We start from the raw sequence: 14321 nt of genomic DNA, 5'->3' as shown, positions 1-14321 counted from the left end.
TGCTGATGCGGGGCCACAACAGTGTGGCGAAATTAATACGAATCAGCCACGCTTGAGTCCCGGATCACGCGGCCAGACCGCCCCAGCGGCGCAGGTCGCGGAAGCGCCGCCCATCGGAAAACCGCACCGTCACGCTCTCGGAGAGCCGGCCGGCGGTGTCGATCTTGAGGGCCTCAGGCCGCTCCAGCTCGTCCGCCCGCTCCAGGGCCGCGGCGACCGACATCGGCACCGGCTCGGCGCCGCCGAAGCCGCGCCACCAGGACACCGCCTTCTCGCGTGCATGGCCCGAATGCTCCAGGCAGACCTCGACCCGGCAGCCGCCGCCGCGCCAGCGCAGCGCGACTTCGAGCCGGTCCGGACCGGAGCCGCCGGGTCCACGATCGAGGTGCCAGCCGGTCACCTCGCGCCAGGGCGAGATCGCCTCCGACAGGATCGGCAGCGCGTCTTCGGCGCTCGCGGCGTGGGGCGCCTCGTCCTCCTCGGAGTCCGGCTCGACCCAGCAGGCTTCGCAGGTGCTCGCGTTCAGCGCGATCAGAGCGCCGCAACCGGGACAGGGCTTGGCTCGGCCGATCCCTGGGGCTGCCGGCCCGAGCGCGACGCTGCGGGCGCTCACGGCGTCGACGGGGCCGTGCATCCGCACGAGGCCGGCATAATCGAGCACGATCGCGTCGCTCTTGCCCGGCGCCCGGCGCAGGGCGCGCCCGACCTGCTGCACGTAGAGCCCGGCCGACTGGGTCGGGCGCAGGAGCGCGATGAGATCGACCTCCGGCACGTTGAAGCCGGTGGAGAGCACGCCGACCGAGGCGAGGCAGCGGATCTTTCCGGCGCGGAACTCGCGGACGATGCGGTCGCGTTCGCGCTTGCCGGTTTCGGCCGTCACGGTTTCGCACGAGAAGCCTTCCGCCCGAATCGCGTCGCGCACCGACTCCGCATGAGCGAGCCCGGCGCAGAAGGCGAGCCAGGCCCGCCGCTCGCGGCCGTAGCCCACCATCTCCTCGACCGCGGCGCGGGTGATCCATTCGCGGTTGACCGCCGCCTCCAGGGCCGACGGGATGTAGTCGCCGCCGCGCTTCGGCACGCCCGTCACGTCGAGGGCGAGCGCGGTCGCCTTGCAGACGAGGGGTGCGAGATAGCCTTGATGGATCAGGTCGCCGACGAGGGTTTCGGTGACGATCCGCTCGAACACCCGCCCCTCGCCCTCGTCGAGCCGGCCGGAATCGAGGCGATAGGGCGTCGCGGTGAAGCCCGCGACCTTGAGATCCGGGCTGGCGGCGCGCGCGGCGGCGAGGAAACGGCCGTAGCCGGTCTCGCTCGAACGCGGCACGAGATGAGCCTCGTCGATCACGACGAGGTCGATCGACCCGAACAAATCGGCGCGGTCGCGCACGGACTGGATCGAGCAAAAGACGACCTGCGCATCCGCCTCCCGCCGCCCGATTCCGGCGGAGAAGATGCCCGCGGGCGCCTCGGGCCAGTAGGCCAGCAGCTCGCCGTGGTTCTGCACCACGAGTTCGCGGACATGGGTGAGGACGCAGATCCGCGCGCTCGGCGCCCGTTCCAGCCATTCGCGGATCAGGGCGGCGATGACGAGCGCCTTGCCGGCGCCGGTCGGCAGCACGACGAGGCCGGGGCCACCGCCCTGATCCCAATGCCGATCGAGCGCGTCGAGGGCGGCGCGCTGGTACTCGCGAAGGCGCAGCATGCCGCGCCTTTAGCGAAGCGCGGCCGTTGAGAACAGAGGAGAAACAAGGCCGTGTGGACTTGGGCCTGGGATCGAATACCCTCCGGTCGTCATTCCGGGTCGCTGACAAGCGAACCCGGAATCCACGACGGGGCTCGATATCACCGCACATCGCAGGTTGATCCCGGGTTCCGCTGCGCGGCCCCGGGATGACGGCTCCCGATTGATGAGGTCAGAGCGCACCGCCATCGGCCCACGATGCGAGCCCTGACTGATCGATCGATTCGAGGATCAAGTCACCGCGAGGTGCGGAACACCTGCAGGTCGAGATCCCGCACCTTCTTGCGGAGCGTGTTGCGGTTGACCCCCAGCAACTCCGCCGCGCGGATCTGATTGCCGCGGGTGGCGGCGAGGGCCGCGCCGATCAGCGGCCCTTCGATCTCGCGCAGGATGCGGTGATAGAGGCCGGGCGGGGGCAGCGTGTCGCGATAGCCCGAGAAATAATCGGCGAGGTGCCGCTCGACCGCACCGGACAGCGTCTCGCTGTCGGACGCCCCGTTCTTGCGGGCTGCGCCGTTTCCGGCGGTCGCCGGCTGCGCCAGCGGCAGGGTGTCGAGTTCCGCCTCGATGACCGGGCCGGTGATGGTTTCCTGCGGATAGAGCGCGGCGAGCCGGCGGACCAAGTTCTCGAGTTCGCGCACGTTGCCGGGCCAGCGGTATCGCTTGAGCCGCTCCATGGCGTCGGCGTCGAGAGTCTTTCGGGTCAGGCCCTCACGCTCCACCAGCACGAAGAAGTGGCGCACGAGATCCGGCACGTCCTCGGCGCGCTCCCGGAGCGCCGGCAGACGCAAGGGGACGACGTTCAGGCGGAAGAACAGGTCCTCGCGGAAGATGCCCTGCTGGATCGAGACCCGCAGATCCTTGTTGGTGGCGGCGATGATGCGGACGTTCGTCTTGATCGGCACGCGCCCGCCGACGGTGGTGTACTCGCCCTGCTGAAGCACGCGCAGCAGGCGGGTCTGCGCCTCCATCGGCATATCGCCGATCTCGTCGAGGAACAGCGTGCCGCCCTCCGCCTGCTCGAACCGGCCGGCCGAGCGCGAGAGCGCGCCGGTGAAGGCGCCCTTCTCGTGGCCGAACAGTTCCGACTCGATCAGGTCGCGTGGGATCGCCGCCATGTTGACCGGCACGAACGGGCCTGTGCGGCGGCGGCCGTAATCGTGCAGCGCGCGGGCGACCAGCTCCTTGCCGGTGCCGGACTCGCCCGTGATCATCACGGTCAGGTCGGTGGGCATCAGCCGCGCCAACGCCCGATAGATCTCCTGCATGGCGGGCGAGCGGCCCACCAGCGGGATGTCCTCGTTCTCCGGACCCGCGCCGGGCGCGGGCGCGCCGCGGGGCCGGGACAGCGCGCGGCCGACGATCGCCGTCAGTTCCTTCAGGTCGAAGGGCTTGGGCAGGTACTCGTAGGCGCCGCGCTCGGAGGCGCGGATCGCCGTCATGAAAGTGTTCTGCGCGCTCATGACGATGATCGGCAGTTCCGGCCGCACGCGCTTGATGCGCGGCAGCAGGTCGAACACGTTCTCGTCCGGCATCACCACGTCGGTGATGACGAGGTCGCCCTCGCCCTGCGCGACCCAGCGCCAGAGCGTCGAGCAATTCGAGGTCGTGCGAACCTCGTAGCCGGCCCGGGACAGGGCCTGGTTCAGCACGGTGCGGATGGCGGCGTCGTCGTCCGCGACGATGATGTGGCCGTTGGGCATGGCTCTCGACTCAACGCTCCGCAGCCGATTCACGCCCATCACGGGCGCTCGACATAGGCAGCAGGATCCGGAAGGCGGTGCGGCGGGGAACGGGATCGCATTCGACGATGCCCCCATGATCGCCGACGATCTTGGCCACCAATGCAAGTCCGAGGCCGGATCCCTGCGCCTTGGTGGTCACGAAGGGATCGAACAGGTCGGACAGCATGTCGGGCGGAATGCCCGGCCCGTTGTCGCGCACCGCCACCTCGATGGGCAGGCTGACGCGCTCGCGCGAGCCGGGGATTTGAAGGCGCAGGCCGGTGCGGAAGGCGGTCGAGAGCGTGATCTCGCCCTCCACCGTGTCCGTGCCGATCGCCTCCGCGGCATTCTTCACGAGGTTCAGGATCACCTGGATCAACTGGTCCCGGTTACCGAGGACGGGCGGCAGCGAGGGGTCGTAGTTCTCGATGAAGCGGATGTGACGGGCAAAGCCGGATTGCGCCGAGCGCTTCACCTGATCGAGCACGCCGTGGACGTTGACGGGGCCGCGCTCCACCGGCCGCTCGTCGCCGAACAGCTCCATCCGCTCGACGATGCGCACGATCCGATCCGATTCATCGCAGATCAGCCGCGTGAGGAGCCGGTCCTCGTCGTCGCGCTCCTGTTCGAGCAACTGCGCGGCGCCGCGGATGCCGGCGAGCGGGTTCTTGATCTCGTGGGCGAGCATCGCGCCGAGGGCGATCATCGAGCGGGCGGCCCCGCGATGGGTGAGCTGCCGGTTCATCTTGTCGGCGATGGTGCGCTCCTGGAGCATCAGCACCACCGAGTCGTCCTCGTCGCGAAGCGGCGTGGCGAAGACGTCGACGCTGCGCTCGGTGCCTGAGCGGGGCTGGACCAACTCGACCCGGTATTCCGAGACGCTGGAGCGGCGGCGGCGCACCTCGGCCACCAGCGCGATGATCGGCGAGGAGAAGGGGATGATGTCGCGAAGCCGCCCCCGCAGCATCAGCCGGGCGGAGGCGTCGAAGAACAGCTCGGCGGCGTGGTTAACCCGCAGGATACGCTCGTCCGGGCCGATGGTGAGCACCGGCAGCGGCAGGGCGTTCAGCACCGCTTCGGCCGCCGGCAGGGAGGCCGGGTTCGGGTCGTCGGCCGGATGAAGGGAATCGGGCATCAAGCCGCCTCACCGAGGGGCGGCGTCGCCCTCCCGGCCGGTTCGAGGAAAGCGCGGCGCAGGAGCCGGAGCGCCTCCGCCGGATCGGTGGTGGTCACGAGGCGGCGCCGGTCGTCGGCGCTCAGGCCGCCATCCGCATCGGCGTAGGCGGCCAAGTGTTTCCGGGCGTGGCGCACGCCCATCGCCGCGCCGTAGAGGGCGATCAGCCCCTCGTAATGCTCGCAGGCCGCCGCCGCCCGCGCCTCCGCGGAGAGCGGCACGACCGCCCGGCCGGCCAGGCCGGCGGCGATCTCGCCGACGAGCCAGGGACGCCCGACCGCCGCGCGCCCGATCATCACGCCCGCCGCGCCCGATTCCCGCAGGCAGGCTCGGGCTTCGTCCAGGCTCGTGATGTCGCCGTTGGCGATGACGGGGATGCCCACGGCCTCGACCACGGCCCGGATCGCCGACCAATCGGCCCGGCCCTTGTAGAATTGCTGCCGGGTGCGGCCGTGGACCGTCACGCCATTGAGCCCGAGTGCCTCGGCGCGGCGTGCCAGGTCGGGAGCGTTGAGGCTCGCATGATCCCAGCCCAGCCGCATCTTCACGGTGACCGGAACCGCCACCGCGCCGCGCACCGCCGCGAGCAGCCGGGCCGCATGGTCGAGGTCGCGCATCAGCGCCGAGCCCGATTCGCCGCCGGTCACGGTCTTGGCCGGGCAGCCCATGTTAATGTCGATGGCATCCGCGCCGTTCGCCACGGCGATACGGGCGGCCTCGGCCATCGGCGCGGGGGCGCAGCCGGCAAGCTGCACCACGTGGGGGCTGATTCCGGCGCCCTCGGCCCGTACCTGCGATTCGGCATCGCCCTTCGCCAGTTCGGCCGCCGCGACCATCTCGGACACCACGGCGCTGGCACCGAGCCGTTGCGCGAGGCGTCGCATGTGGAGATCGGTGACACCTGACAGGGGCGCCAGAAGCACGGGCGGGCTCTCGGCCCCCCGGTCGTCCGTTCCGCGCAGCGCGCTCAAATAATGGTCACGTGTCATTGTGCACAAGAAATAGCCAAACGGTGGAAGGACGCAAGCGCCTGCCGCGTTTGCCTTCGCGCATCTTGACGCATAAGGACGCGGCGACCCCATCCATCCCCAGATGATTTTCGTTCGAGGCCCCAGCATGTCCGATGAAGCCGCGCGGTCTCAGGACAGCGAAACGGTCGCGGCGGTCGTGGTCGCCGCCGGTAAGGGGTTGCGGGTCGGCGGCGACCTGCCCAAGCAGTACCGTCGCGTCGGCGGGCGCGCGGTGCTGACGCGGACGCTGGCGGCCCTGGCGCAATCGCCGCGCATCGCCCGCATCCAGCCGGTGATCGCGCCCGACGCGCAGGATTTCTACCGCGAATGCCTCGCCGACCTCGAACCGGCGCACCGCGCAAAGCTCGCCGAGCCGGTGCCGGGCGGGGCGACGCGCCAGCAATCGGTGGCGGCGGGACTCGAAGGGCTCGCGCGCGATGGCTCGCCGGATCTCGTCCTGGTCCATGACGCCGCGCGCCCCTTCGTCGACGACGCGCTGATCGCCCGCGCGGTCGCGGCGGGGAGCCGGCACGGGGCGGCGGTGCCGGGCATCGCGGTTTCCGACACGATCAAACTGGTTGAAGAGCTTGCCCCGGGCATCGGCCGCGTCCACGAAACCCCGGCGCGGGAAAATCTTCGCGCCGTTCAGACACCGCAGAGCTTCCGCTTCGGCTTGCTCCTCGACGCCCATCGGCGGGCCGTGGCTGAGGGCCGCGACGGCTTCACCGATGACGGAGCCCTCGCCGAATGGGCCGGCCAGCCGGTCGTGGTGTTCGAGGGCGACGCGCGCAACCGCAAGATCACCCAGGCCGCGGATCTGATCGAGGCCGACCGGGCATTCTCCGGCCGGGCTTTCTCTGACAACGCGCCCGCGATATCTGATGGCCCCATGACCACCTACGTAACCCGCCTCGGCACCGGCTTCGACGTCCACGCCTTCACGGAGGGCGACCATGTCTGGCTCGGCGGCGTGAAGATCCCCGCCGATCGCGGCGTGCTCGCCCATTCCGACGGCGACGTGGCCCTGCACGCGCTGACCGACGCGCTGCTCGGCGCCATCGCCGACGGCGATATCGGCACCCACTTCCCGCCCTCCGACGAGAAGTGGCGCGGCGCCGCCTCCGACCAGTTCCTCGCCCATGCCTGCGAGCTGGTGCGGGCCCGCGGCGGCAAGATCGACCATCTCGACGTGACGGTGCTGGCGGAAGCGCCGCGCATCGGCGCGCACCGCGAGGCGATCCGCGCCCGCATCGCCGAGGTGGCGGGCGTGCCGCTCTCCGCCGTCTCGATCAAGGCGACGACGACGGAGAAACTGGGCTTCGTCGGCCGCGCCGAGGGCCTCGCCGCCCAGGCCGCCGCCACGGTGCGCCTGCCGGAGGTCTGCGCCGAGATCGAGACCGAGGCCGAGACCAACGAGCGTCGCTCGTGATCGAAGACGCCGCCCTGCTCGCCCGCGCCGAGGCGCTGGTGCGGGCCTATGCGGCGGCGGACCAGAAAATCGCGACCGCCGAGTCCTGTACCGGCGGGCTCGTGGCCGGGCTGCTCACGGCGGTACCCGGCTCTTCGGTTGTGGTGGAGCGGGGCTTCGTCACCTATTCCAACGAGGCCAAAGCCGAGGCGATCGGCGTGCCGATGGAGCTGATCGCGGCGCACGGCGCGGTGAGCGAGCCGGTGGCCCGTGCCATGGCGGAGGGTGCGCTCAAGGCTTCAAGGGCCGATATCGCCGTTTCCATCACCGGCATCGCCGGGCCGGGCGGCGGCAGCGCGGCGAAGCCGGTCGGGCTCGTGCATTTCGCGCTCGCGGCCAAGGGCGTGCCGACGCGCCATGTCGAGCGGCGCTTCGGCAATCCGGGCCGGACGGCGATCCGGCACTTGGCGGTGGCGCAGGCGATCGAACTGCTCGAAGAGGCGGTCGGCCTCCACCCCGACGCACCATCACGCAAAACAGCCTGAGCGCACGTCTCCAACCCTGGACCCCATCCTGAGGTGCGCAGCCAAGCGAAGCCTCGAAGGATCCTCCAGACGTCGCGCGGGATCTGGAAGATCCGTCGAGGCCGCTCCGCGGCACTTCAGGCTGGAGGCGCGGGTTGGAGGGCGACCGGCAGCGCTATCAGCCCAGCAACCGGTCCAGCGTGATCGGCGTCTTGCGCACCCGGATCCCCGTCGCGTGATACACCGCGTTGGCGATGGCGCCCGCCGTGCCGGTGATGCCGATTTCGCCCACACCCTTGATGCCGAGCGGGTTCACGTGCGGGTCATGCTCCTCCACGAGGATCGCTTCGATCGAGGGCACGTCGGCGTTCACCGGCACGTGGTACTCGCCGAGATTGGCGTTCATCACGCGGCCCGAGCGCGGATCGACCACCGCGTTCTCGTGGAGCGCGAAGGAAACGCCCCAGATCATACCCCCGTAATACTGGCTCTCCACGAGCCGCGGGTTGACGATCCGGCCCGCGGCGAAGGCGCCGACGAGGCGGGTGACGCGGATCTGGCCGAGATCGGGATCGACGCTGACCTCGGCGAAGACGGCGCCGTGGGCGTGCATGGCGTAGGCCTCTCGCGAGGCCGGATCGGCGGCGCCCTGCCCCTGCGCCGAGATCGCAGCGCGACCCGCTCGGTTCAGGATCTCCGAGAACGCCTCGCTGCGGCCCTCGTCGTCCCGGCGCACCAGCCGTCCGCCGCGGGCATAGACGCCCGCGTTGCCGGCTCCGTAGAGGGGCGAGCGCGCGTCGTTGGTGGCCAGTTCCGCGAGCTGCGCCAGCACCGACGCGGCGGCCGAGTGGATCGCCGAGCCGGCGGTGGCCGTATGGGCCGAGCCGCCGGCGATGCCGGCATTGGGCAGATCGGAGGTCCCGCTCTGGAAGTCGAGCTGGTCGAGGTCGATCCCGAGACCGTCGGCGGCGATCTGCGCCAGGGCGGTCCAGGCGCCCTGGCCCATGTCGTGCGCCCCGAGGGCAACGGTGCCCGTGCCGTCGGCGCGGATCTCGGCCCGCGCCTCGGCCTGCATCATCAGCGCCGGGAACAGGGCGGTGCCCATGCCGTAGCCGATCAGGCGGCCGGCGGTATCGCGCATCGATCGCGGCTGCTTCGCCCGCTTGTCCCAGCCGAACCGGGCCGCCCCTTGCGCGTAGCACTCGCGAAGCGCCTTCGAGGAGAAGGGCCGGCCGGAGATCGGCTCGGATTCGGCGTAGTTCCTGAGGCGGAATTCCAGCGGATCGAGGCCGCAGGCTTCCGCCATCTCGTCGACGGCGCCCTCCAGCGCGACGCTGCCCGAAGCTTCGCCCGGCGCGCGCATGAAGAGCGGCGTGCCGGTATCGACCCGCACGCCGGAATGGCGCGTCGAGACAGCGGGCGCGGCGTAGAGGTAGCGGGAAATGGCGCTGGCCGGCTCGTAGAAGTCGTCGTAGCGGCTCGTCGCTGTCAGCGTGTGGTGGTCGAGGGCGGTGAGCGCCCCCGACGCATCGGTGCCGAGCCGCAGCGTCTGCCGCGTTTCGGCGCGGTGGCCGACGGGGCCGAACATCTGCTCCCGGCGCAGCACCAGCTTGACCGGCGCGCCGACGAGCTTCGCCGCCATCACCCCGAGCACCTGCGGCCCGGACAGGGAGCCCTTCGAGCCGAAGCCGCCGCCGAGGAAGGGTGAGCGGATGAGGATCTTCTTCGGATCGAGGCCGAACAGGCCGGCGAGCCGCATCTTGGCCATCGCCAGTCCCTGGCTCGGCGTGTCGACGATCAGCCGGTCGCCGTCCCACTGCGCCACGATGGCGTGCGGCTCGAGAGCGTTGTGATACTGGGCCGGGGTCTCGTAGGTCGTCTCGACCGTCCGCTCCGCCTGCGCCAGCCCGGCCTCGACATCGCCTCGGGCGGCGACGGCCTTGTCGCCGGCCCCGACGACCTCCGGCGCCTGCGGCGCCTCCGCGTCGAGCCCGATCCGCGGCGGATCGACCTCGTAGCGCGGTGCCAGCAGCTCGGCGCCCTCGGTCGCGGCCTCCAGCGTCTGCGCGATCACCACCGCGATCGGCTGGTGCGCGTAGCGGACCCGATCGTTCTGGAGCAGGTCGAGCCGGAACATGAAGGGATTGTCCTTCGCGTCCGGATCCTGGGCGAGCCGCGGGGCATTGGCACCCGTCATCACTTCGACCACGCCCGGATGGGCCTTGGCCGCGGCGACATCGAGATGGGTCACCCGGCCGCGGGCGATGCGGCTCACCGCGACCACGGCGTGGAGGAGACCCTCCGGCCGGTTGTCGGCAGCGTAGGTCGCCCCGCCGGTGACCTTGAGAAAACCGTCGCGGCGGGTGAGCGGCTGGCCGATGCTCGACCCGTGCCGGGCCTGCTCGTAGGCGATGTCAGGCATGGAGCGCGTCTCCCGAGAAGGCGGAGGCCGGAAGCGCCGGCATGCGGTCCGGCGTCCCAGCGGCGGCACGTGCGAGCGTGCGCACGATCAGGCGGCGGGCCAGCTCGATCTTGAAGGCGTTATCGCCGGAGGGCCGGGCGTCCGTCAGGGCGGCATCCGCCGCGGCGCGGAAGTTCGCTTCGCTCGGTTCTGCGCCGGCGAGCACCGCCTCGGCGGCGCGGGCGCGCCAGGGCTTGAGGGCGACGCCGCCCAGCGCGATCCGCGCCTCGCCGATGCCCCCGCCGTCGAGCCGCAGCGAGGCCGCGACCGAGACCACGGCGAAGGCGTAGGACGTCCGGTCCCGGACCTTCAGGTAGCGGGAATGCCCGGCGAAGGCTGCGGCCTGCGGCGGCAGACGCAGGGCGACGATGAGGTCGCCGGGCTCGAGCACGGTCTCGCGGTCCGGCCGGTCGTCCGGCAGGCGGTAGAGCGCTTCGAGCGGCACCTCGCGGGCGCCCGCCCGGCCCTCGATCTCCAGCACGGCATCGAGCGAGACCAGGGGCACGCAGAAATCGGAAGGGTGGGTGGCGATGCAGTGCTCGCTCCAGCCGAGCACGGCGTGAAGCCGTGTCTCGCCGCCGCGGGCGTCGCAGCCCGCGCCCGGATCCCGCTTGTTGCAGGCGCTGGCCGGGTCGTAGAAGTAGGGGCAGCGGGTTCGCTGCAGCAGGTTGCCGGCGACCGTGGCGGCGTTGCGCAACTGCGCCGAGGCCCCCGACAGCAGCGCCTCGGCCACCGCGGGATGGGCTTTCGCGAAGCCCGCGTCGTAGGCGAGGTCGCTGTTGCGCACGAGGGCGCCGATCCGCACGCCACCGTCCGGCAGATGCTCGATCCGGTCGAGACCGGGCAGGTGCGTCACATCCACGAGGCGACCGGGGCGGGTGAGGCCGCCCTTCATCAGATCGAGCAGGTTGGTGCCGGCGGCGAGATAGGCCGCGCCGGGCTCGGCAGCCGCGGCGACGGCCTCGGCGACGCTGCCCGCCCGGACGTAATCGAAGCGGTTCACGCGGCCTCTCCTTGTTCGGCGGAGAGACGGGCCTGCGCCTCGAGCACGGCCTGCGTGATGCCGATATAGGCGCCGCAGCGGCAGAGATTGCCGCTCATGCCCTCGCGTATCCGCTCGGGATCGTCGCCGGCATGGCCCTCGCGGATCAGCCCGACGGCGCTCATGATCTGGCCCGGCGTGCAGAAGCCGCATTGAAAGCCGTCATGTTCGATGAAGGCGGCCTGGACCGGGTGGAGCTGCTCGCCGCGGGCCAAGCCCTCGATGGTCAGAATCTCGGCGCCGTCCAGGCTCACCGCCAGCGCGAGGCAGGCATTCACCCGCCGTCCGTTCACGAGCACGGTGCAGGCCCCGCACTGGCCGCGGTCGCAGCCCTTCTTCGAGCCCGTCAGGCCGAGCCGTTCGCGCAGAAGATCGAGGAGGGTGACGCGCGGATCGTCGAGGTCGATCGCGCGGGACTCACCATTGACGGTCAGTGTCAGGTGGAAGGTCATGCGGAGGAGGCTCCCGGGCCCGCTTCCAGTCTTGAAGCGTCTCAATTAGCCCGGCCGTGGCGCGCGACCAGTGCGACGCAGCGAAGTCGATGAGGGATCAGGCTTTCACCCCGTCGCGACGGCCTGTCGGGAGCCGTCGTCGTGCGTCTTCCGCGTGCGGGCGAAGGGCCCGGATACCGCTCGATTTGCCTGCTGGTCCGGCGGCGCCGCGTCAGCGTGATGAGAGACAGCCCGGCGCAACGGTGTAAAGACTTGGCCGTACCGATCCGGTGGCGTCCTGATTTCGAGTGTTCGGACAAGGTTTGACTGATCGGCGCCGTCATCCCGCCACCCGGGCAAGTCGAAGCGCGGCGTGAAGCCGTCTTCGACGTTGCAAATCGGGTCATCGTTCATTACCAATCGATTCGGTCGCGTTCGAACAGGGGGGCGCAGCATGGTAGTCGGCATCGTCTCCCGTCGTGCAGGAATCGCTGGATCTCCTGCCGGAATCGCCTAGGCGCATTCCTCCGCCGCCCGGCCTGACGGCCCGCTCGGCGCACGCACCCTTCCTGATCTGATCTCGCCGGACCGTGCTTCGAGAGCGCGGCACCCGCGCCTTTCGGAGCCGACGCTTCGCCGTCGGGCGCTTCCATGTCCCTGACTTCTCCTCGCCGCGCGGACGCTGTCCGCCGCGTGCTGGCCTTCGTCGTCCGCGGCTGGCGCCAACGCCTCGGTCTCGTGTCGGGCCTCGTGGCCGCGATCACGCTCGCCACCCTCGCCGACGTCATGCTGCCGCTCTATGCCGGGCGCCTCGTCGACGCGCTGGCGGGCGCGGAGCGGGAGGCGGCGCTGGAGGCGGCGATGCCGGCCTTCCTCGCGATGACCCTGTTGAGTCTCGCGACGGTGGTTCTGCGCCACGTCGCCTGGAGCCTCGTTGTCCCGCTGACGCTCGGCACGATGTCCGACATCGCGAGCCGCAGCTTCGCCCGCGTGCAGCGCTTCTCGACGGAGTGGCATGCCAACACCTTCTCGGGCTCGACCGTGCGCAAGATCTCCCGCGGCATGTGGGCGCTCGACGGGCTCAACGACGTGCTGCTGCTCTCGATCCTGCCCTCCGTCGTCGTGCTCGCGGGCACGACGGTGGTGCTCGGCCTGCACTGGCCGGCGATGGGGGCGGTGATCGGGCTCGGGGCGCTCGCCTATGTCGGCACCGCGATCGTCCTGGCGACGCGGGTGATCGCGCCCGCGGCGACGCTGTCGAACGCCCTCGACACGCGGCTCGGCGGGGCGCTCAGCGACACGATCGGCAACAACGCCGTGGTGAAGGCCTTCGGCGCCGAGGCGCGGGAGGACGCCCGCTTGGCGCGCGTCCTGTCGAAGTGGCGGCGGCGCACCCGGCGCACCTGGATGATCGTGACGTGGAGCGGCACGGCGCAGCTCGGACTGCTGCTGGCCTTCCGCACCGCCATCGTCGCCACGGCGCTCTGGCTGTGGTGGCACGGCCGCGCGAGCCCCGGCGAGGTCGCCTACGTGCTCACCACCTACTTCGTGGTGCACGGCTACCTCCGCGACATCGGCGGGCACATCAACCACCTGCAGCGCGCGGTCAACGAGATGGAGGAGCTGGTCGCCCTCGAAGCGGAGCCGGCGGGCGTCGCCGACCACCCCGGCGCGGTGCCGCTCGCCGTCGATGGCGGCGCGATCCGCTTCGACGACGTGCGCTTCCACTACGGCGACCACGGCCAGCCACTCTACGACGGATTGGCGGTGACGATCCCGGCGGGCCAGCGCGTCGGCCTCGTCGGACGCTCGGGCTCGGGCAAGACGACCTTCGTCAAGCTGATCCAGCGGCTCTACGACGTGAGCGGCGGGCGCGTGCTCATCGATGGGCAGGACGTGGCGGGGGCGACGCAGGCGAGCCTGCGGGCGCAGGTCGCCATCGTGCCGCAGGAGCCGGTGCTGTTCCACCGCTCGCTCGCCGAGAACATCGCCTACGGCCGGCCCGGCGCCTCGCCCGACGAGATCGAGCGAGCGGCGCGGCTCGCCAACGCGCATGAGTTCATCGCGCGGCTGCCGAAGGGCTATGCCACGCCGGTGGGCGAGCGCGGGGTAAAGCTCTCCGGCGGTGAGCGGCAGCGGGTGGCGCTCGCCCGCGCCTTCCTGGCGGATGCGCCGATCCTGATCCTGGACGAGGCGACCTCCAGCCTCGACTCGGAATCGGAGGCGCTGGTGCAGGAGGCGATGGAGCGGCTAATGCGCGGGCGCACCGCCCTCGTCATCGCCCACCGCCTCTCGACCGTGCGCGCCCTCGACCGCATCCTCGTGTTCGACCGCGGCCGCATCGTCGAGGACGGGCGGCATGCTGCGCTGATGCGGCGCCCGAACGGAGCCTATCGCGCCCTGTTCGAGCGGCAATCGGTGCTGGCGGAGAGCGCGTGAGGATCCTGTTCGTCTGCGGCCGGGCTCGTGCCCGCAGTCCGACCGCGGAGCAGATCTTCTCACGATGGCCTGGCCTCGAGACCGCCTCGGCGGGCGTCTCGCACGACGCCGACGAGCCGGTGGAGGTCGACCATCTCGCCTGGGCCGAGACCATCGCGGTGATGGAGCGCGCGCATCGGCGCAAGCTGACGCGCCGCTTCGGTCCGGCGTTGCGACACGCCCGGATCGTCTGCCTGAACGTGCGCGACGATTATGCCTTCATGGAGCCGGCGCTGGTGCGTTTGCTGGAGGCGCGGGCGAGGCGGTTTTTCGAGCGATAGAGATTGCGGCTCGTCCTGTCGCCTTCGTCAGCATTGTTCATGCACGC

11 protein-coding genes are annotated in these 14321 nt (G+C 71.0%); 4 read left to right on the top strand and 7 right to left on the bottom strand.

The genetic code is table 11. The features are described 5' to 3' along the window. Positions 1-64: 64 nt before the first annotated feature. The 4 genes from HNR51_RS08450 to dusB all read right to left on the bottom strand — a co-directional run bounded on the left by HNR51_RS08450 (position 65) and on the right by dusB (position 5628). Positions 65-1702, bottom strand: coding sequence for a DEAD/DEAH box helicase (locus tag HNR51_RS08450; RefSeq protein ID WP_182554658.1), 1638 nt, complete (start codon positions 1700-1702; stop codon positions 65-67). 275 nt (positions 1703-1977) lie between these two features. Next, a complete protein-coding gene (gene ntrC, locus HNR51_RS08445; RefSeq protein ID WP_012454813.1) occupies positions 1978-3444 on the bottom strand; it encodes a nitrogen regulation protein NR(I) in 1467 nt (488 codons plus the stop codon). Between the two features lie 10 nt (positions 3445-3454). Further along, positions 3455-4600, bottom strand: a complete 1146-nt coding sequence (locus HNR51_RS08440; RefSeq protein ID WP_012454812.1) for a two-component system sensor histidine kinase NtrB — start codon at positions 4598-4600, stop codon at positions 3455-3457. Further along, complete coding sequence (gene dusB, locus HNR51_RS08435) at positions 4600-5628, bottom strand: tRNA dihydrouridine synthase DusB (protein WP_182554657.1); 1029 nt, start codon at positions 5626-5628, stop codon at positions 4600-4602. The genes HNR51_RS08440 and dusB overlap by 1 nt, the downstream gene beginning before the upstream one ends. A gap of 127 nt (positions 5629-5755) precedes the next feature. Between dusB and HNR51_RS08430 the strand changes: the two genes are divergently transcribed. Both HNR51_RS08430 and HNR51_RS08425 read left to right on the top strand, forming a co-directional pair. Continuing rightward, the gene (locus HNR51_RS08430) at positions 5756-7078 is read left to right on the top strand and encodes a bifunctional 2-C-methyl-D-erythritol 4-phosphate cytidylyltransferase/2-C-methyl-D-erythritol 2,4-cyclodiphosphate synthase (protein WP_182554656.1); all 1323 of its coding nucleotides are present in this window, start codon (positions 5756-5758) and stop codon (positions 7076-7078) included. Further along, positions 7075-7602, top strand: coding sequence for a CinA family protein (locus tag HNR51_RS08425; protein WP_182554655.1), 528 nt, complete (start codon positions 7075-7077; stop codon positions 7600-7602). Before HNR51_RS08430 ends, HNR51_RS08425 begins: the two co-directional genes overlap by 4 nt. A 157-nt stretch (positions 7603-7759) precedes the next feature. Here the strand turns inward: HNR51_RS08425 and HNR51_RS08420 are convergent, their stop codons facing one another. The 3 genes from HNR51_RS08420 to HNR51_RS08410 are packed head-to-tail and all read right to left on the bottom strand — an operon-like array spanning position 7760 to position 11536. Then, positions 7760-10003, bottom strand: coding sequence for a xanthine dehydrogenase family protein molybdopterin-binding subunit (locus HNR51_RS08420; RefSeq protein WP_182554654.1), 2244 nt, complete (start codon positions 10001-10003; stop codon positions 7760-7762). Continuing rightward, a complete protein-coding gene (locus tag HNR51_RS08415) occupies positions 9996-11045 on the bottom strand; it encodes an FAD binding domain-containing protein (RefSeq protein ID WP_182554653.1) in 1050 nt (349 codons plus the stop codon). The genes HNR51_RS08420 and HNR51_RS08415 overlap by 8 nt, the downstream gene beginning before the upstream one ends. Beyond that, positions 11042-11536 (bottom strand): (2Fe-2S)-binding protein, encoded by a 495-nt coding sequence (locus tag HNR51_RS08410; protein ID WP_012454806.1) that lies wholly within the window; start codon positions 11534-11536, stop codon positions 11042-11044. Before HNR51_RS08410 ends, HNR51_RS08415 begins: the two co-directional genes overlap by 4 nt. A gap of 630 nt (positions 11537-12166) precedes the next feature. Between HNR51_RS08410 and HNR51_RS08405 the strand changes: the two genes are divergently transcribed. Together HNR51_RS08405 and HNR51_RS08400 are read left to right on the top strand one after the other, a co-directional pair. Next, positions 12167-13954 (top strand): ABC transporter ATP-binding protein, encoded by a 1788-nt coding sequence (locus HNR51_RS08405; RefSeq protein WP_182554652.1) that lies wholly within the window; start codon positions 12167-12169, stop codon positions 13952-13954. Next, a complete protein-coding gene (locus HNR51_RS08400) occupies positions 13951-14274 on the top strand; it encodes a low molecular weight protein tyrosine phosphatase family protein (RefSeq protein WP_182554651.1) in 324 nt (107 codons plus the stop codon). The genes HNR51_RS08405 and HNR51_RS08400 overlap by 4 nt, the downstream gene beginning before the upstream one ends. Positions 14275-14321: the final 47 nt, after the last annotated feature.

The organism is Methylorubrum thiocyanatum (assembly GCA_014138645.1).
GTDB classification, from domain to species: Bacteria; Pseudomonadota; Alphaproteobacteria; order Rhizobiales; family Beijerinckiaceae; genus Methylobacterium; species Methylobacterium thiocyanatum.
This window is presented reverse-complemented; position numbering and strand designations above follow the sequence as displayed.